Source organism: Cupriavidus cauae, assembly GCF_008632125.1.
In the GTDB taxonomy this organism is placed as follows: domain Bacteria; phylum Pseudomonadota; class Gammaproteobacteria; order Burkholderiales; family Burkholderiaceae; genus Cupriavidus; species Cupriavidus cauae.
In genome coordinates, this window is sequence record NZ_VWRN01000068.1 from 35,431 (window position 1) to 54,113 (window position 18,683).

An 18,683-nucleotide genomic window follows, 5' to 3' on the forward strand; every position below is an offset into this window, starting at 1 on the left:
GAATCAGGCCGCCGCGCGAAGGCAGGGCGGCCCGCCAGCGCCGATCAGGCGCGGGTCATACGCCAGTCATGCGCCGGTGATGCGCCGGTGACGCGCCGGCCAGGCCGTCAGTCCTTGCCGAGCTCGTGGCCGATATAACCGCCGACCGCTGCGCCGCCGATGGTGCCCCACGGGCTGCCGTCACTGACCTCGTGGCCGATTGCGCCGCCGGCGACCGCGCCGCCCAGCGTACAGCCCTGCATCGAGATGGTCATCGCGCCCGCCGCAACGAGCGTCGCTATCAGCTTCCACATGATGATCTCCTGAGCGGCGTGTTGCCGCCTGATGCGTCCAGCTTAGGCCCGGCCGGCGCGGCGTCGATTCGGCCCCGGGCTGAATTGCCTGTAGGAAAGGGACGACACCCCGGGCGGCGGCCGTGTCACAGCCGGCGCCGCGCTCGTGCCCCGCTGGCGCCCCTGCCTGCGCCGCGCTTGTGCCCCGCTTGGCGCCACTGCCTGTGCCTCGCTTGTGCCTCGCTTGTGCGCTGCCGCATGCCGCGCCGGCATGCCCGCCATGCCGAGGCCGCGCTTGAGCGGCACCGGGACTCCGCGCGATCATCGTGGCGTCGCTGCAGCGCCCCACGAGGAGACACGATGTCGGCCGCGCCCCCACCCGCCCTGGAGTTCTGGTTCGAGTTCGGCAGCAACTACAGCTACCTGAGCGCGATGCGGATCGAGCCGCTGGCCGCCCGGCACGGCGTCGCGCTGGCGTGGAAGCCCTTCCTGCTCGGCCCGGTGTTCGCCGCACATGGCTGGGAAGGCTCGCCCTTCGTGGTGCAGCGCGCCAAGGGCGCCTACGCGATGATCGACGCCGCCCGCCAGTGCGCCAAATACGGCCTGCCATGGCGGCAGCCGAGCCAGTTCCCGCGCCGGGCGCTGCTGCCGATGCGCGTGGCGCTGCTCGGCGCCGAGGAGCCCTGGATCGGCGCCTATTGCCGCCGCATCATGCGGATGAATTTCGCCGAGGACCGCGATATCGACAATCCCGAGGCGGTCGGCGAGGCCCTGGCCGAACTGGGTCTGCCGGCCGACGCGCTGCTGTCCGCCGCGGTGCTGCGGCAGAACAAGGAGGCGCTGCGCGCGCAGACCGAACGGGCGCTGCACCGCGGCATCTTCGGCGCGCCGACCTTCTTCGTCGGCGAGCAGATGTTCTGGGGCAACGACCGGCTGGAAGACGCGCTGGCGCTGGCCATCGGGAAGCCCGCGAACGCCTGAGCGAGTGGGGGGCGGGGCGGGCTGGGCACGGTGGATACGCGGGGCACGCGTGCTACCATCGTCGCCCCATGCCGACCAATATCGAAATCAAGGCCCGCGTCGACGACCGCGACGCCCTGGCGCCCCTCGCGGCCGAACTGGCCGATCACGGTCCCGAGCTGCTGCAACAGGACGACACCTTCTTCCATTGCGGCAACGGCCGCCTCAAGCTGCGCGCGTTTCCCTCGGGACGGGGCGAGCTGATCTTCTATCGCCGCGCCGACGACAGCGGTCCCAAGCCCAGCCACTACCAGATCGTGCCGACCGCCGAGCCGGACCAGTTGCGCGCCGCGCTGTCGGCCGCCTACGGTGAGGCCGGGCGCGTGCGCAAGGCCCGCATCCTCTACCTGATCGGCCGCACCCGCGTGCATCTGGACCGCGTCGAGGGACTGGGGGACTTCCTCGAACTGGAGGTGGTGCTGCGCGACGGCGAAGCGCCCGAGCACGGCGTGGCCGAGGCGCACGCGCTGCTGGGCAAGCTGGGCATCGACGCCAGCCGGCTGGTGCCGACCGCCTATGTCGATCTGCTGCGCGCAAGGGGCTGATCCCGCCCGGCTTCTCGCAGAGGGCTTGATTGCCGCGCCGCTCTCCTGCCCTTCCTCGCCGACTGCGTCGCTGCCTGCCTTGTTCGCCGATCTCCCGCGCCGCACCGCCTCCCCGCCGGTGCCATTCCCGTGAACACCCTGATTTCCACCCGCTTTGATGTAGTACATACTGAACGTCCATTCGGTAAACACTACATCAATGGCGGGGCCCGGAAGCACCACGCCGCGCCGCGGCCGGACGTATCCGCCGCGGAACGAGCGCGAAGCCGCTTGCCGTGGCATGCTTGCACGGTTCGGCGTGGGCAGCCGCTGGCCCGTTCCTTGCGTCAAACCGGCCGCTGCGATGTATGTAGTGAATCCTGAATGAAAACAGTGCGCGGCGCACCGCCCGGGCGGGGCGCCACGCACCAGCGCTGTGCCGTCCCTGTGCCGGGCCTGCGCCGGCGCGCCTTGCCGTTCCACCGTCCATCTCCGCCAACCGGCGACTCGCTTCAGCAAAGGAAGAACGATGCACAACCGAATCCGCCCCCAACGACGACTGCGCCGCGCCACCGCTGCCATGGCAGTCACCGTGTCGGCGCTGCTCGGCAGCGCCGCGGCGCTGGCGCAGAACACCATCAAGATCGGCGAGATCAACAGCTACAAGGCGCAGCCGGCGTTCCTCGAGCCGTACAAGCGCGGCTGGGAAATGGCGGTGGACGAGGTCAATGCGGCGGGCGGGGTGCTCGGCAAGAAGCTGGAGGTGGTATCGCGCGACGATAACGGCAATCCCGGCGACTCGGTGCGGGTGGCCGAGGAACTGGTGGCGCGCGAGCGCGTGGCGCTGCTGTTCGGCGGCTTCCTGTCCAACACCGGATTGGCGCTGACCGACTACGCCAAGCAGCGGCGCGTGTTCTTCCTCGCCGCCGAGCCGCTGACCGACAAGATCGTCTGGCAGAACGGCAACCAGTACACCTACCGGCTGCGCCCGTCGACCTATATGCAGGTCGCGATGCTGGTGCCCGAGGCGGCCAAGCTGAAGAAGAAGCGCTGGGCCATCGTCTATCCGAATTACGAGTACGGCCAGTCGGCGGTCGCGACCTTCAAGAAGCTGCTGAAGCAGGCGCAGCCCGATGTCGAGTTCGTTGCCGAGCAGGCGCCGCCGCTGGGCAAGGTCGACGCCGGCTCGGTGGTGCAGGCGCTGGCGGATGCCAAGCCCGATGCGATCTTCAACGTGCTGTTCGCCGCCGACCTCGGCAAGTTCGTGCGCGAGGGCAATACGCGCGGCCTGTTCGAGGGGCGCGAGGTCGTGTCGCTGCTGACCGGCGAGCCCGAATACCTCGATCCGCTGCGCGGCGAGGCGCCGAAGAACTGGGTGGTCACCGGCTACCCGTGGTACGCGATCGATACGCCCGAGAACAAGAAGTTCGTCGAGGCCTACCGCAAGAAGTTCAACGACACGCCGCGCGTCGGCTCGGTGGTCGGCTACGCCGCGGTCAAGTCGATCGCGGCCGGGCTGCAGAAGGCCGGCACCACCGACAGCGACAAGCTGGCCGCCGCGTTCTCCGGCCTGCGCGTCGACACGCCGATGGGGCAGATCGTCTACCGTCCGCAGGACCATCAATCGACGATGGGCGCCTACGTCGGCCGCACCGGCGTGCGCGACGGCAAGGGCGTGATGACCTCGTTCGTCTATGTGGACGGCGCCAAGGTCCAGCCGAGCGACGCCGAAGTGAAGGCGATGCGGCCGGCGCAATAACGGCGATGCAACCACGCCGACGCAATCGGGCCGATGCAACAGGCCGGTGCAAATAAGGCCAATGCAATAAGGCCGGCGCGTCCCGGCTGGAGTCGACACATGACACTGACAAGCTTGCTGGTCCAGCTGCTGAACGGCCTGGCCGAAGCCTCGACGATGTTCCTGGTGGCCGCCGGGCTGTCGCTGATCTTCGGCGTCACTCGCATCGTCAATTTCGCGCACGGCTCGTTCTTCATGCTGGGCATCTATCTGTCGTACACGGTGGTCAGCCGCATCGGCGAAACCGCCGCCGGTTTCTGGGGCGGCGTGCTGGTGTCGGCGCTGCTGGTCGCCGCGATCGGCGCGCTGGTCGAATGCGTGATCCTGCGGCGCATCTATCAGGCGCCGGAGCTGTTCCAGCTGCTGGCGACCTTCGCGCTGGTGCTGGTGATCAAGGATGCGGCGCTGTTCGTCTGGGGACCGGAAGACCTGTTCGGCCCGCGCGCCCCGGGCCTGAGCGGCGCGGTGGAGATACTGGGCCAGCGCTTCCCGCAATACGACCTGGTGCTGATCGCGATCGGCCCACTGGTGCTCGGCCTGCTGTGGCTGCTGCTGACGCGCACGCGCTGGGGCACGCTGCTGCGCGCGGCGACGCAGGATCGCGAGATGGTCGGCGCCCTCGGCATCAATCAGGCCTGGCTGTTCACCGGCGTGTTCGCGCTGGGCTGCTTCCTTGCCGGACTGGCCGGCGCGCTGCAGGGTCCGCGTGTCCCGGCCAACCTGGCACTGGATCTGGAGACCATCGGCAACGCCTTCGTCGTCGTCGTGGTCGGCGGCATGGGCTCGATTCCCGGCGCCTTCCTCGCGGCGCTGCTGATCGCCGAGATCAAGGCGCTGTGCATCGCGCTCGGCACGGTGTCGTTTGGCGGCGTCGAGATCGCGCTGACCAAGATGACGCTGGTGGTCGAGTTCCTGGTGATGGCGGTGATCCTGGTGGTGCGGCCATGGGGACTGCTGGGCAAGCCGCAGGCGCCGTCGCGCAATGGCGCCGAGCTGGAGGCGCCGCTGCGCGCGCCCGGCAAGGCGGTCAAGCTCGCCGGCGCGCTGACCGTCGCGGCGCTGCTGCTGGTGCCGGTGCTGGCGCCGGCCTATCCGTACCTGACCGTGCTGCTGGTCGAGATCCTGATCGCTGTGCTGTTCGCCGCCAGCCTGCACTTCATCATGGGGCCTGGCGGCCTGCATTCGTTCGGCCATGCCGCCTACTTTGGCCTCGGCGCGTATGCCGCCGCGCTGCTGCTGACCAAATGGCAGCTGCCGATGGAGGCCACGCTGCTGCTGGGGCCGCTGGTCGCCTGCATTGGCGCGGTGGTGTTCGGCTGGTTCTGCGTGCGGCTGTCGGGCACCTATCTGGCGATGCTGACGCTGGCCTTCGCGCAGATCGTCTGGTCCGTCATCTATCAATGGGACGGCTTTACCGGCGGCAGCAACGGGCTGCTGGGCGTGTGGCCAGCCGGCTGGCTGTCGTCACCGACCGCGTTCTACTACCTGACCATGGGGCTGTGCTGCCTGTGCGTGCTGGCGCTGCGGCGCGTGCTGTTCGCCCCGTTCGGCTACGCGATGCGGGCCGGCCGCGACGCGGCGCTGCGTGCCGAGGCGATCGGCATCGACGTCAAGCGCGTGCAGTGGGTGGCGTTCGCCATCGCGGGCCTGTTCTGCGGCATGGCGGGCGTGCTGTTCGCCTACTCGAAGGGCAGCATCTCGCCGGACGCGATCAGCGTCGGCCGCTCGGTCGACGGCCTGGTGATGGTGCTGCTTGGCGGCGTGCAGACGCTGGCGGGGCCGCTGGTCGGCGCGTCGGTGTTCACCTGGCTGCAGGACACCATCGCGCGCGAAACCGATTACTGGCGCGCGCTGCTGGGCGCGACCATGCTGCTGCTGGTGATCCTGTTCCCGGCGGGCATCGTCGGTTCGCTGCGCAAGCGCTTCGGGCGCGAGACGGACCCGGCCGTAGCCGAGCCGGCGGCCGGCGGTGCGGGGGTGGCCGGCGCGTCCCCCTCGTCCTGGCAATCCCCCTCGCTGAAGGAGCCGGCATGACGCTGCTGCAAGTCAGACATCTGGGCAAGGCGTTCGGCGGCGTCAAGGCGGTCAGCGACGTGTCGTTCGACCTGCCCGCCGGCCAGCTGCTGGCGCTGCTCGGCCCGAACGGCGCCGGCAAATCGACCTGCTTCAACATGCTGAACGGCCAGCTGAAGCCGGACCAGGGCTCGATCCGCTTCGACGGGCACGAGATCGCCGGCATGCGGCCGCGCGACATCTGGCGGCTCGGCGTCGGCCGGACCTTCCAGATCGCCGCGACCTTCGGCTCGATGACGGTGGTCGAGAACGTGCAGATGGCGATCCTGTCGCGCGAGCGCAAGCTGTTCCAGCTGTGGCGCCCGGTGCGCGAGCACCATCGGGAGGAGGCGATGGCGCTGCTCGAGCAGGTCGGCATGGCGAGCCAGGCCGAGCGCGCCTGCGGCGTGCTGGCCTACGGCGACGTCAAGCGCGTCGAACTCGCGATCGCGCTGGCCAACCGGCCCCGGCTGCTGCTGATGGATGAGCCGACCGCAGGCATGGCGCCGGAGGAACGCCGCGCGCTGATGGCGCTGACCAGGCAGCTGGTCGTGCGGCACCAGTTGTCGGTGCTGTTTACCGAGCACAGCATGGACGTCGTGTTCGCCTATGCGGACCGGATGATCGTGCTGGCGCGCGGGCAGCTGATCGCCGAGGGCGATGGCGAGGCGATCCGCAACGATCCGAAGGTGCGCGAGGTGTATTTCGGCACCGGCAAGACCTTCGAAAGCCAGGCGGGACAGCGCCGCCCGGCACAGACGCAGGAGGGCTCGGCATGAACGCCGACATGCTGTTGGAAGTCAGCGGCCTGAACGCCTTCTATGGCCGCGCGCACATCCTGTTCGATGTCGGCCTCGAAGTGCGGCGGGGCGAGGTGGTCGCGCTGATGGGCCGCAACGGCGCCGGCAAGTCGACCACGATGAAGGCGCTGATGGGGCTGCTCGACCGCGCGCACGGCAGCATCCGCTTCCGCGGCCGCGACCTGGCGCGTGCCAAGCCGTACCAGATCAGCCGCATGGGCATGGGCTTCGTGCCCGAGGACCGGCGCATCTTCACCGACCTGACGGTGATGGAGAACCTCGAGATCGGCAAGCAGCCGCCGCGCCCCGATGCGGTCGAATGGACGCCGCAGAAGCTGTTCTCGCTGTTTCCCAATCTCGGCGAGATGCCGCACCGTCCGGGCGGCCAGATGAGCGGCGGCGAGCAGCAGATGCTGACGGTGTCGCGCACGCTGATGGGCAATCCCTATCTGGTGCTGCTCGACGAGCCGTCCGAGGGCGTGGCGCCGGTGATCGTCGAGCAGATGGCCAACATGATCCTGGCGCTCAAGCGCGAGGGCATGTCGATCCTGCTGTCGGAGCAGAACCTGCATTTCGCCGAACTGGTCAGCGATCGCGCCTATGTGCTGGAGAACGGCCACATCCGCTATCACGGCACCATGGCGGAACTGGCGGCCAACGACGCGGTGCGGCGCGACTACCTGGCGGTGTAGGGAGCGAGTCGACAGGCGCGCTGGCAAGCGCGCCGGGAAGCGCGCCGCCGCGTCTCAGCGGCCGGTGTCCTCGATCAGGCGCAGCAGCGCATCGGGGCTGACCGGCTTGACCAGATGCTGGCCGAAGCCGGCGGCCTTGCTGCGATCGCGGTCGGTCTCCTGCCCGTAGCCGGTCAGCGCGACGAAGCGGCAGGGGTGCTCGCCGAGCGCTTCGCGCAGCCGGCGTACCAGCTCGTAACCGTCCATCACCGGCAGCCCGATGTCGAGCACCGCGACATCAGGGGCGAAGCGTTCGACGATACGCAGCGCGGAAACCGGGTCGTAGGCGACCTGCACATGGTGGCCGTAGGCCGTCAACAGCTGCGCCAGCGCCTGTACCGAATCGACGTTGTCGTCGACCAGCAGCACGCGGCGCGCATCGCCGGGGGCCACCACGGCGGCAGGTTCCTCGCGGTGCGCAGCGGCGACCAGTGCGGCGCTGGCGTGCGCGGGCAGCCGGATCGTGAATTCGCTGCCGTGACCGGGTCCTTCGCTGGTCGCCGTGACGCTGCCGCCGTGCAACTCGACCAGATTCTTGACCAGCGCCAGGCCGATGCCGAGCCCGCCCTCCGGGCGGTCGATCTTGCGCGGCCCCTGATAGAACAGGTCGAACAGATGGGGCAGCATCTCGGCGGCGATGCCGATGCCGTTGTCGCGCACCTGGATCACGATGGTGCCGTCGGCGCTCTCGCCGCTGCCGCTGCCGCTGCCGATGTCGTCTCCGCCTTGATCGTCGCGCCGTGCCGACAGCAGGATCTCGCCGCCGATATCGGTATAGCGCGCGGCATTGGTCAGCAGATTGGCCACTGCCTGCGCGAGCCGCACGGGGTCGCCCTGCCAGACCAGCGTGCGGTCGACATCGACGGTCAGCCGATGGCTGCGCTGCTCCAGCAGCCGGCTTGCCATCTCGACGGCCTTGGTCAGCACGTCGACGAGCTGCACCGTCTCGACCTTCAGTTCGATATTGCCGCGCGTGATGCGCGAGACGTCGAGCAGATCGTCGATCAGCCGCACCAGATGATCGACCTGGCGCTCGATGATGGCCCGCTCGCGCTGGGTCTCGGTGGAGCCGCGCATGCGCATCAGTTGCAGCGCGGTGACGATCGGCGACAGCGGATTGCGCAGCTCGTGCCCCAGCATGGCCAGGAATTCGTCCTTGGCCTGGCTGGCGCGCTCCAGTTCGCGCAGCAGGCGTTCGCGCTGCTGCTCGGCGATCTCGCGCGCGACGCGGTCGCTGGCGTCGCGCGTGAAGCAGCGCGTATAGCGCAGCTTGCCGTCCTCGAAGCAGCCGTTCGAGTGGATCAGCACGGGTTTGATGCTGCCGTCCTTGCAGCGCAGCCTGGCCGGCTGGTCGTACAGCGTCTCGCCCGCCTTCAGGCTGTCGAGGATGTGTTCGATGACCGGGGCGTCGACGTGAAAGTCGGTGATTGGGCGGCCCACATACTCGTCGTAGCGATAGCCGAGCATCTGCAGCTCGGCCTGGTTGGCCCACAGGATGGTGCCGTCCGCCGCCACGCGGTGCACCCCCTCGGCGGCGTTGTCCAGAAAGTCGGTCAGCTCGATCTCGCGCCGGCGCAACGTGGCTTCGGCCTCGCGCAGGCGCTTGACCTCGTTCTCCAGCGCCAGCGCCTTCTGCTGCCATACCGCGGCGCGCAGGGCGTTGTCCTCGATCTCCGGCGGCTTGCCGGCCGCGGTGGCGTAGAAGTGGGTGTGGACGTCGCAGACGCAGCGAAAGTGCCGCGCCTGCTCGTCGCTGTCGAACACGCGATGCGGATACGCGCACAGCAGCTTGAAGCCGTGGCGCCGGATCAGGTCGTTCCACAGTTCCTCTAGCCGCAGCGCGGCGTCGTGCCTGCCCTGCTCGCACAGCAGCGCTACCATCTCGCCGAAGGCGTGCAGCGGCGGAGCACGCCGCGCTTCGGTGGCGACCAGCTCCCCCACACTTGCCAGAAAGCGCTGCTCGTCCGGCCAGCCGTCGACCATGAAACGGTCCAGCGTCGCCTGCGCCGGCAGTGCGACCAGATTGCCGGTGTACCACGGTCGGTCGTCGCGTCCGGGGCCGAGCCCGCGCAACAGCGGCAGCAGGGCGTCCAGGTGTTCTTCGGTGGCGATCAGGATCGCACTGCCGCCGCAGCGCAGGGCCTCGTCGGCGAACTCGCGCACGTCCGCCAGAAGGATCGAATCCTCGTCGTAGAAGCGGACCATGTGGGAGGGCTCGGGCCTGGCCAGATGCCCCGGGATGACGGCTGACATAGAAGCGATGTGGGCGCGCTGCGCCGTGCGGAAGGCCCCATGATACTGCGCGCGCGCCGGCAGGCCGTCAAATCGCACGCCTATTGCCGTGAACCGGACGCGGATTGGACGCGGACCGGCCGCGCATCGGACCCGAACCGCCCGCGAACCAGCCCAGGAAATGCCGGCGAAGGCAGCGCTGAAAGCGGCGGCGAAGGCCCCGTATCGACGCCGTGCCCGATATACTCTGCGCAACACTCCTACCGATGCCGCCACGCAAAGTGTCCACCTCGTCATCCAACAAGAACAAGACGCCGGTCCCTTCGTACGATTTCACCGACCAGGTCGGCCACCTGTTGCGGCGGGCCTATCAGCGGCATGTCGCGATCTTCCAGCAGACCATTCCCGATTCGCAGCTGACCGCGGCGCAGTTCGTCGTGCTGTGCGCGGTCAAGGAGCGGCAATCGTGCTCGCTCAGCGAGATCGTGCGCGCCACGGCGATCGACCAGGCCACGGTGCGCGGCATCATCGAGCGGCTGAAGGCGCGCGAGCTGATCGCGGTGTCGCATGACCCCAGCGACCGGCGCAAGGTGGTGGTCACCGTCACGCCCGCCGGACTGGCGCTGATCGACCAGACGATTCCCTTCGCGCACCAGATCACCGAGCAGACCTTCGGCGACCTGAACCCGGCCGAACGCGTCGCGATCACCTATCTGCTCAAGAAGATGAGCGAGTTCGACGAGCGCGAGCCGGGGGCGTAGCACCAACTCGAACGCGAACGCAAAGGCTGCCGTTCCCGCGAGCGCGGTAATGCAGCCGCTGCTTCAGCCGGCAAGGGCGGAGACACCGGGTCCCCGCATTCGCGCGGGCGACGATTTCCCTGCGGCGTCGGCCAGCGCCGCGCGCACCGATTCCGGCGTGAACGGCGGCCGCCGCAGCCGCAGGCCGGTGGCGTCGAACAGCGCATTGGCCAGCGCCGGCGCGCCCGGCAGCGAGGCGGACTCGCCGGCGCCAAGCGGCGCCTCGTGCTGGCGCGGCATCAGCACCACCGAAATCGGCGGCAGCTCGGGGAAGGTCAGCAGCGGATAGCTGCCCCATTCGCGGCTCGCGACGCCGTCCGCGTGGAAGCGCACCTGCTCCTTCAACGAGCGGCTGAGGGTCTGCACCACATTGCCATGAACCTGATGGCGGACGCCGTCGGGGTTGACCATCATGCCGGTGTCCTGGCCGACCACCACGCGCAGCACGCGGATGCTGCCGCTGTCCGGCTCGACCTCCAGATCGACGACCCACGCCGACCAGGCCGCGCCGAAGCCGGGAAACTTGCTGTGGATATAGCGGGCATAGGCGATGCCGCGGCCGCGCAGCCTGCCGTCGGCAGCGGGGATGCCGCGTGTCCCGCGTTCGCCCTCGCGCCAGCCGGCTTCGTTGGCGACCGCGCGCAGCAAGTCCGCCGCACGTTCGTCGGCAAGATGCCGCAGCCGGAAGGCCAGCGGGTCCGCGCCCGCCTCGTGCGCCAGCTCGTCGATAAAGGACTCGTGCGCGAAGGTATTCGGCAGCGCCGATACCCCGCGCAGCCACGCGGCGCGGACGATGGCCGGCGTATCGTCGCAGGCGATGTGCGTATGCGCGTAGTCGTAGGGCGGCACCGCGGTGCGGTCGCCCATTTCCAGCATCCGCGGCGCCGGGTCGATCCTGCCGGTCAGCAGCAGCGCCAGCGTCGGCGCGTCGTTGGACGGATAGCGGCTGACGAAGTCGTAGCCCAGCAGCGCGCCATCGGCGCCAAGCGAGCCCTGCACGTCCATCAGCTGCGCCGCGCCCTTGGGCTCCCACAGATGTTCCTGCTCGCGCGACAGCTGCACGCGCACCGGCCGGCCCACCGCGCGGGACAGCAGCACGGCGTCGGCGCAGACGTCGTCCGCGCAGTTGCGGCCATAGCAGCCGGCCGCCTCCATCCGCACGATCTCGATCCGGCTTTCGTCCAGCCCGGTCAGGCGCGACAGGTCGATGCGCAGCACATGGGGGTTCTGCGTGCCGGACCAGACCGTCAGCGCGCTGCCGTCCGCATCGTTGTGCCGTTCTTCGTGCCGTTCTTCGCGCTCTTCGTTGCGTCCGTCGTCGTCCCGCTCTTCGTTGCGGCCTTCGTTGCGCCCATCGTCGCGCCCTTCGTTGCGCCCTTCGTTGCGCCAGTGGGCCACACCGCAGGACGGCCCGATCGACGCGTGCATCTGGTAGGGCCATACATAGCTGCGCTGCAGCGTGGTGGCGGCCTGCTCCCGGGCAAGATCGACATCGCCCTGCGCGCGCAGCTCGCGCCGTTTGGCGGGATTGGCCCGCAGCGCGGGCTCGGGATCGTCCAGCGGCGGCAATGGCGGCGCGGCGCGCCAATGCACGCGCAGCCGGCGCGCCGCTTCGATCGCCTGCTCCTCGCGCTGCGCGACCACGCCGACGAAATCGCCGATCGTCACGACATCGACCACGCCCGGCACGTTGCGGATCGAGTCCCGATTTACCGAAATCAGGCTGCGGCCGACGAAGTCGCCGGCATCGCGTCCCGCATACGGGGGACGGATCACGCGCCCATGCAGCATGCCGGGCACGCGCACGTCATGGACGAAGGTCAGCGCACCGGTGGCCTTGCCCGGAATATCGACGCGCGGCGCGGCCTTGCCGACCACGCGATAGGCGCTGGCCGGCTTGAGCGCGACCTCGTCGGCCAGCGGCAGTTCGATGTGGTCGTCGCCGAGCAGGGCCCCGTAGGACAGGCCGGTTTCGGCGGGCGTATGGCTGTCCGATGGACGGACGCGAACGCGGCCCGCGTCCACGACCAGGCCGTCGGCCGCCACGCCAAGGCGCTCGGCGGCGCGCGCCAGCAGGAAGGCGCGCGCCTGCGCCGCGGCCCGGCGCAGCGGCTGCGCGGAAATCTGGATGGTCGCGCTGGCGATGGTCGGGCCCTGGTTCGGCGTGGCATCGGTATGCCCGAGCACCATGCGCACCGAAGCGAGCGGCACGTCCAGTTCCTCGGCGACGATCTGCGCGAGCGCGGTGCGGATGCCCGTGCCGAGATCGACGTGGCCATTGAAGGCCAGCACCTCGCCGTCCGCTTGCACGGCGACGAAGACATCCGGCAGCGCCGGCACATAGTCGGATGCCGCCCCGGGCTGGCCGGGCGCGGGTTTGGGCGCGGCCTGCGGGGCGCGCGTGATCAGCAGCACGCCGCGGGCCTGCGACAGCGCCGCCCTCAGGGCGCGCGGAGAGTCATCGTCGTGCATCGGCATTTCGTTCGTTTTCCTTCGATGGCGGCCGCGCCGCGATGGCGCCGCAGTGCTCTCGCATCGCCTTGCATGGATCGCCCCGCATGGCCTGCAAGGCGTGCGGCCGCGGGCACCTTCGACAGTTATACTGGCAGCTTCGCAACGCCAGATCCTCGCAACCGACGACATGACCACCGCGACGGCAAGAACCAGGGCAGCGGCCGGCACGCGGGCCCGGCAAGCCCAGGATACGCGCGCCAAGATCCTGAAGGCCGCCATCAAGGTGTTCGCCGAGCGCGGCTACGACGGTGGACGGGTCGAGCGCATCTCGTCGCTCGCCAAGACCTACGACCGGATGATCTACTACTACTTCGGCAGCAAGGAAAAGCTGTTCGTCGAAGTGCTCGAGACCATCTACATGCAGCTGAACGAGGCCGAGCAGGCGCTGGAGCTCGATCCGGACAATCCGGTGCGCGCGCTGATGCAGCTGACCGATTTCGTCTGGCACTACTACCTGGACCACCCCGAGTTCGTCGCGATCCTGACCAGCGAGAATATCAGCCAGGGCCGGCATGCGAAGAAGTCCGGCCGGCTCAAGGAAATCTCGAGCTATGCGCTGTCGGTGCTCGACGGCGTGCTCGAGCGCGGCAAGGCCAGCGGCCAGTTCCGGCCCGAGGTGCGCGCCCGCGACATCTATCTGGTGATCGCCTCGCTGGGCTACTTCTACAACTCCAACCACCATACGCTGAGCGCGTTCCTCGGCGAGCCGATGATGAGCAAGCCCGCGCTGGAGCACTGGCGCGAGGTGATGCAGCACACCGTGCTCAACGCGGTCTGCCGGCCCGCCATTGCGGCGGAGCAGGCGACGGCGGCCGAGCCGGCCGCGGCATCCCGCCCCGCCAGGTCCGCGCGCAAGCCGGTGCGCAAGACCGTGGGCAAGACCGCGCAGAACGCCCGCGTGGCGGCGGCCGGTTGAAGCGGGACGCATCGGCGGTCTCCGGCGGTCTGTCGAAGCCTTAACGATCCTGCGCCGCGGCGATCGCGCCCAGCGCTTCGTCGCGCGGCATCACGGTCGCGTACTTCTGCTCCATATCGAACAGATTGGCCTGATGCGGGCCCAGCGCGCGATCGCCGACGCAGTCGGACAGCACCAGCGGGCGGAAGCCGTGCGACATCGCATCGACCACGCTGGCGCGCACGCAGCCGCTGGTCACGCAGCCGGCCACCAGCAGCGTGCGCACGCCGCGGTGCGCCAGCCAGGCCGCCAGCGACGTGCCGAAGAACGCCGACGGCACGGTCTTGCGCACCACCAGCTCGCCGTCGCGCGGCGTCAGCTCGGGCACGATCGCGCTGTTGTGGCTGGCCTCCTTCAGCGTCAGCATGCCCGGCACCTTCTGCGTGAAGACATTGCGGTCGGCATCGTCGTCGGCAAAGACGATGCGCGTATGCGCGATCGGCCAGCGCTGTTCGCGCGCCGCGGCCAGCAGCGGCCCGGTGTTGGCGATCGCCTGCGGGATATTGCCGCCGCCAAAGACCGCCGGATCGGCAAAGCCGTTGACGAAGTCGATGATCAGCAGGCCGAACGGCGCGGCGATCTCCATGGTCGCGCCAAAGCCCTGGCGCTGGTACGTCGACACTTCATCCTGCATGTCAGGCTCCGTCGTTTCGATAGTCGAATGCATGCTGCACCGGCGCGCCGCCGTCCATCACGCGGCCGCGCTCCACCACCGTCTCGCCATCGAGGCGGACGGTGCAATGGCGTACCGGAATGTCGATGTGGCAGGCGGTGGTGCGGCTGCCGCCGGCCTCGTTGTTCGGGCCGAACGAGCACAGGAAGTTGCCCTCGTAGGCGCGCGCGTCCATGCCGATGGTGGCCTCGCGGTCGTACATCGCCAGCGTGGACCAGCGCGCGCGCGGCTGCAGGCCCCAGCCGATGTGCGACATCGCATAGGCCTCGGGGTCGTTGAACGAGGCCATGTAATCGGCCAGCAGCTCGGCGTCGAGCTCGCCGTCGATCGACGTGACATAGCCGTTCTCGACCGTGACATCGATCGGCGCCTGCAGATAGGACTTCATCGGCAGCAGGATGTCGCCGCGGTCGAGCACGATGCGGCCGTTGGTGCCGCCCTCGTTGGGCCAGGTCAGCACGAAGCCGCTCGGCCAGTGGTCCCAGCGGCCGGGTTCGTCGACGAAGCCGTACTCGCTGATGGCCGGGAATTCGCCGAGCGCGCAGCGCAGGTCGGTGCCGGCGTCGGAGACGACATGCATCTCCCGCGCCCGCGACAGCCGCGCGGTGGCGGCGCGCACGCGCGTGCGGTCCGCTTCGGTCGGCACCAGCCGCACCAGCACCTCGGGCGGCTCGACCGCCAGCAGGATCTTCGTGCCGGTGGCGAGGATCTCGTGCTGCTCGGGCGAGAACAGCAGCGTCATCAGGTCGAGCACCAGGTCGCTGGCCTTGAGCGCGGCGATCGCGGCCGGATTGCCGGTCAGCGGCGTGGTGCCGAGATAGGCCAGCGAATCGCGGCTCAGCGCCTTCTCCGCGTTGACCGGCGGCAGATCCAGCCGGTTGACGATGGCGCCCATCGACGAGGCCGCCAGCAGCGCGGTGCGCATCGTCTGCGGATGCGTGGCGGCGCTGGTCAGCACGGTGACGCTCTGGCCCGGCTGCAGCTTCGACAGCGTCAGCACCTGCTTCCAGGCTTGCGTCAGATCATGATCGCTTACCGGCATGCGTTCTCCTTGCTCGGTGATTCGGTGAGGGTTGGCGTGCGCTCACGGCTGCAGCGGCGCGCCGAGGAAGTCGCCGAAGGCGCGATAGAACCCGGCCTCGTCGTCCCACGGAATCATGTGGCCGGCGTCTGGCACGCGCGCGACCTGCAGCTGCGGCATCAGGCCGCGGATTTCTTCGACGTCCTCGGGTCGGATCACGTCGCCGCGGCCCGCGACCATCAGCAGCGCCGGCACGGCGACATGGGGCATGTCGGCATGCACGTCGTCCTGGTGGAAGCCATCGAAGCTGGCCACCACCGCGCGTTCGTCGCAGGTATGCAGCCATTCGGCGCGCAGCCGCAGCTGCGCCTCGGTCCAGGTCGGGCAGAAGGCGCGCATGCCTTCTACATCGATGCCCCGGCGCGCCAGCCGGATCGAATCGACATACCAGGGCAGCTGCGAGGGGTAGGGCCGGCGGCCGGGGCCGGATACCGGCGGGTCGATCATCGCCAGCCGTACCAGGCCGGCCGGCCTGGCGCGCGCCGCGCGCAGGCCGATGCGCGCGCCCATCGAGTGGCCGACCACGCTGTAGCGCTGCAGGCCGAGGGCCTCGGCGAAGGCGATCACGTCGGCCGCCTGGGCATCGAGGCTGTAGTCGAGCGCGTCGCCGGCCTCGGACAGGCCGCGGCCGCGTACATCGAGCACATAGGTATCGAACTGGCGGCCGAAGCGCTCGCCGACGAAGCCCCAGGTGATCGCAGGGGAGGTGATGCCCGGCACGACGATGACCGGGTCGCGCGCGTCGCGGCCTTCGCCCGGACCGCCGTAGCGCAGGTAATGCTGGCGGATGCCGTTGGCAAGGACGTTGCCGCCATAGAGTAGGGACGCTGTCATGACGGCCTCCGCTCAGTACGCGCCCGACAGCAGCGTGCCGCCGCCCGGCACCACCGCCTCCAGGTCCAACGCCTTGAGCATCGCGTAGGTGGTCGCGATCGCGGCGGTGATCACCGGCTTGCCGGTCATCGCTTCGACCTTCTCGACCACCGGCAGCGAAGGCATCTGCACGCAGGCAGACAGCACCACGGCATCGACGTCGCGCGTATTCATCTGCGCGACGATGGCCGGCAGGCGGTTCGGATCGTGGCGGCCCACTTCGAGATTGTCCGGAATCTCCAGCGCGCGCCAGTCGACCACCTCGTAGCCCTCGTTCCGGATGTAGTCGACCACCAGCTCGGTCAGCGGCTTCATATAGGGCGCGACCAGCGCAATGCGCTTCGCCCCGATCACCTTCAGCGCATTGACCAGCGCGCCCGCGCTGGTGACCACCGGTGCGGTGCCGTCGTTCTCGGCGGTGCGCGACTGCAGGCGCTCTTCCGACACGCGGTGATAGCCGCGCCCCATCGACATGATCGCCACCAGGCAGGCGTAGCCCAGCACGTCGACCCGCGCATCGCTGAGTTCGACCGCGCAGCGGTCCGACTCGGCGTCCATCGCGGCAAGCTCCTCCTTCTTGACCGTCTTCATCCGCATCCGGCTCGAGTGGAAGGTAAAGCGTTCCGGCCGCACCAGCTGGCGCGCCGCCAGCATCGCGGGGATCTCGGTTTCCATGGTGGTGTTGGAGCTCGGCACGATCTGGCCGATCCGGAAGACTTTCTGCACTGTCGACTCCGTTTGTCAGTAGAGAGGGGCGCGTTACGGCAAGCCGTCTTGCGTGTGTCGAGTCATTGTAGTGTACACACTGTATTACGACAACCATCTCCGGCACCGTGCCGAATGCACCATTTTAGTAAGTACTCAACGAACGTAAGGCGCAATTGGTGCTTGATTTCACGGATATGGCGCATTGCAGCGTTCCGTCCACTTCAATACCTAGGGATTACACCGAGTCGCCACATTCCGCCTTTACGTAAAAAAATATGGTGTGTACACTCAATTCCAATCGCTGGCCCCGGCCGGCGCGAACTGTGTTTGATGGAAGTGATGGCCAGGAGAAAAACGTGCAAGGCAAACCTCGGATCGCCGTGATCGGTGCAGGACTGGGAGGAACGGCCGCGGCCGCGCTGCTGCAGCGTGAGGGCTTCAACGTCAGGCTGTATGAACAGGCCCCGGCGTTTTCGCGGCTTGGCGCCGGCATCCATGTCGGACCCAACGTGATGAAGATCATGCGCAGGATCGGCATCGAGGACGGACTCAATGCGATGGGCTGCCATCCGGACTACTGGTACAGCCGCGACTGGAAGACCGGCGAGGTGATCGCGCAGATTCCGCTGGGTGACTACGCGGTGTCCCATTACGGCGCCACCTACTTGACCGTGCACCGCGGCGACTTCCACGCGCTGCTGACCGACGCGGTCGCGCCCGGCACGCTGCTGTTCGACAAGAAGCTGACCCAGGTCGAGGATCTGGGCGATGTGGTGCGGCTGAGCTTTGCCGACGGCACCGTCGAGGAGGCCGATATCGTGATCGGCGCCGACGGTGTCAATTCGAAGATCCGCGAAACGCTGCTGGGCGCCGAGCCGCCCAAGTACACCGGCTATATCGCGCACCGCGCGGTGTTCCCGATCTCGCGCGTCAAGGGCTTCACGCACGACCGCTGTACCAAGTGGTGGTCCGACGATCGGCACATGATGGTCTACTTCGACACGGGCAAGCTCGACGAGATCTATTACGTGACGGGCGTGCCCGAGCCGACCTGGGACATGAGCAAGAGCTGGCTGCCGAGCAGCATCGACGAGATGCGCGCCGCGTTCGACGGCTGGCACCAGGGCGTGCAGTCGCTGATCGAAGGCACGGTCGAGGTCACCAAGTGGCCGCTGCTGGAGCGCGACCCGCTGCCGCTGTGGAGCCGCGGCCGGCTGGTGCTGCTGGGCGATGCCTGCCATCCGATGAAGCCGCATATGGCCCAGGGCGCGGCGATGGCGATCGAGGACGCCGCGATGCTGACGCGCTGCTTCGTCGAAGCCGGGCTCGACGACTTCGGCACGACCTTTGCGTTGTACGAGGCCAACCGCGCCGAGCGCGCCAGCAAGGTGCAACGGGTCTCGCACGAGAACACCTGGCTGCGCAGCAACGAGAATCCCGACTGGTGCTTCGGCTACGATGTGTTCGAGGTGCCGCTGGTCGAGCCTGCCGCGGCCGCGGTGCCCGCCAGCCCGGCCACCGCGGCCACCGCGGCCACCGCCACCGCCGCGGCCTGAGCGCAGGCCTTGCGCGGGTCTTCGGGCCCGCCGGCGCGGTCGAGCCGGCGCGCTCCGGCCCGCGATGCCCATCGTGAATCCCGGAGGCGCGGCA

The 18,683-nt window shown here is 68.9% G+C and carries 16 protein-coding genes; 9 read left to right on the forward strand and 7 right to left on the reverse strand.

Annotated elements, in window-relative coordinates; translation table 11 throughout:
• Positions 1 to 107 precede the first annotated feature (107 nt).
• The gene (locus F1599_RS23710; RefSeq protein WP_053823305.1) at positions 108 to 293 is read right to left on the reverse strand and encodes a glycine zipper 2TM domain-containing protein; all 186 of its coding nucleotides are present in this window, start codon (positions 291 to 293) and stop codon (positions 108 to 110) included.
• Positions 294 to 632: 339 nt separating this feature from the next.
• On the opposite strand from F1599_RS23710, the gene F1599_RS23715 reads away from it, so the two are divergent.
• From F1599_RS23715 to F1599_RS23740, 6 genes are all read left to right on the forward strand, one after another.
• A complete protein-coding gene (locus F1599_RS23715; protein WP_150084738.1) occupies positions 633 to 1,253 on the forward strand; it encodes a 2-hydroxychromene-2-carboxylate isomerase in 621 nt (206 codons plus the stop codon).
• A 68-nt stretch (positions 1,254 to 1,321) separates the two neighbouring features.
• Entirely contained in the window at positions 1,322 to 1,837 is a 516-nt protein-coding gene (locus F1599_RS23720) for a class IV adenylate cyclase (protein ID WP_150084739.1), read from the forward strand.
• Positions 1,838 to 2,396: 559 nt separating this feature from the next.
• The gene (locus tag F1599_RS23725) at positions 2,397 to 3,575 is read left to right on the forward strand and encodes an ABC transporter substrate-binding protein (protein WP_223819856.1); all 1,179 of its coding nucleotides are present in this window, start codon (positions 2,397 to 2,399) and stop codon (positions 3,573 to 3,575) included.
• Positions 3,576 to 3,674: 99 nt separating this feature from the next.
• Entirely contained in the window at positions 3,675 to 5,648 is a 1,974-nt protein-coding gene (locus F1599_RS23730) for an ABC transporter permease (protein WP_150084740.1), read from the forward strand.
• Positions 5,645 to 6,445: an ABC transporter ATP-binding protein gene (locus F1599_RS23735; protein WP_149318544.1), complete on the forward strand. Its 801-nt coding sequence runs from the start codon at positions 5,645 to 5,647 to the stop codon at positions 6,443 to 6,445. Before F1599_RS23730 ends, F1599_RS23735 begins: the two co-directional genes overlap by 4 nt.
• Positions 6,442 to 7,158, forward strand: a complete 717-nt coding sequence (locus F1599_RS23740; protein WP_149318543.1) for an ABC transporter ATP-binding protein — start codon at positions 6,442 to 6,444, stop codon at positions 7,156 to 7,158. The genes F1599_RS23735 and F1599_RS23740 overlap by 4 nt, the downstream gene beginning before the upstream one ends.
• 54 nt (positions 7,159 to 7,212) lie before the next feature.
• Here F1599_RS23740 and F1599_RS23745 read toward each other — a convergent pair whose 3' ends face one another.
• Positions 7,213 to 9,450 (reverse strand): hybrid sensor histidine kinase/response regulator, encoded by a 2,238-nt coding sequence (locus F1599_RS23745; protein ID WP_190286445.1) that lies wholly within the window; start codon positions 9,448 to 9,450, stop codon positions 7,213 to 7,215.
• 245 nt (positions 9,451 to 9,695) lie between these two features.
• On the opposite strand from F1599_RS23745, the gene F1599_RS23750 reads away from it, so the two are divergent.
• Positions 9,696 to 10,190 (forward strand): MarR family winged helix-turn-helix transcriptional regulator, encoded by a 495-nt coding sequence (locus F1599_RS23750; protein ID WP_149318542.1) that lies wholly within the window; start codon positions 9,696 to 9,698, stop codon positions 10,188 to 10,190.
• Between the two features lie 63 nt (positions 10,191 to 10,253).
• On the opposite strand, the gene F1599_RS23755 is transcribed toward F1599_RS23750, so the two are convergent.
• Positions 10,254 to 12,707 (reverse strand): xanthine dehydrogenase family protein molybdopterin-binding subunit, encoded by a 2,454-nt coding sequence (locus F1599_RS23755; protein ID WP_150084741.1) that lies wholly within the window; start codon positions 12,705 to 12,707, stop codon positions 10,254 to 10,256.
• Between the two features lie 163 nt (positions 12,708 to 12,870).
• On the opposite strand from F1599_RS23755, the gene F1599_RS23760 reads away from it, so the two are divergent.
• A complete protein-coding gene (locus F1599_RS23760) occupies positions 12,871 to 13,659 on the forward strand; it encodes a TetR/AcrR family transcriptional regulator (protein WP_150084742.1) in 789 nt (262 codons plus the stop codon).
• 40 nt (positions 13,660 to 13,699) lie between these two features.
• Here the strand turns inward: F1599_RS23760 and F1599_RS23765 are convergent, their stop codons facing one another.
• Genes F1599_RS23765 through F1599_RS23780 form a run of 4 tightly spaced genes read right to left on the reverse strand, consistent with a single transcriptional unit; the run spans position 13,700 to position 17,051 of the window.
• Positions 13,700 to 14,332 (reverse strand): N-carbamoylsarcosine amidohydrolase, encoded by a 633-nt coding sequence (locus F1599_RS23765; RefSeq protein WP_150084743.1) that lies wholly within the window; start codon positions 14,330 to 14,332, stop codon positions 13,700 to 13,702.
• Between the two features lies 1 nt (position 14,333).
• The gene (locus F1599_RS23770) at positions 14,334 to 15,413 is read right to left on the reverse strand and encodes a M29 family metallopeptidase (protein ID WP_150084744.1); all 1,080 of its coding nucleotides are present in this window, start codon (positions 15,411 to 15,413) and stop codon (positions 14,334 to 14,336) included.
• A 42-nt stretch (positions 15,414 to 15,455) separates the two neighbouring features.
• Positions 15,456 to 16,286, reverse strand: coding sequence for an alpha/beta fold hydrolase (locus F1599_RS23775; protein ID WP_149318537.1), 831 nt, complete (start codon positions 16,284 to 16,286; stop codon positions 15,456 to 15,458).
• Positions 16,287 to 16,298: 12 nt separating this feature from the next.
• Positions 16,299 to 17,051: a maleate cis-trans isomerase family protein gene (locus F1599_RS23780; protein WP_149318536.1), complete on the reverse strand. Its 753-nt coding sequence runs from the start codon at positions 17,049 to 17,051 to the stop codon at positions 16,299 to 16,301.
• Positions 17,052 to 17,389: 338 nt separating this feature from the next.
• On the opposite strand from F1599_RS23780, the gene F1599_RS23785 reads away from it, so the two are divergent.
• Complete coding sequence (locus tag F1599_RS23785; RefSeq protein WP_150084745.1) at positions 17,390 to 18,589, forward strand: FAD-dependent oxidoreductase; 1,200 nt, start codon at positions 17,390 to 17,392, stop codon at positions 18,587 to 18,589.
• The last annotated feature ends 94 nt before the right edge of the window (positions 18,590 to 18,683 follow it).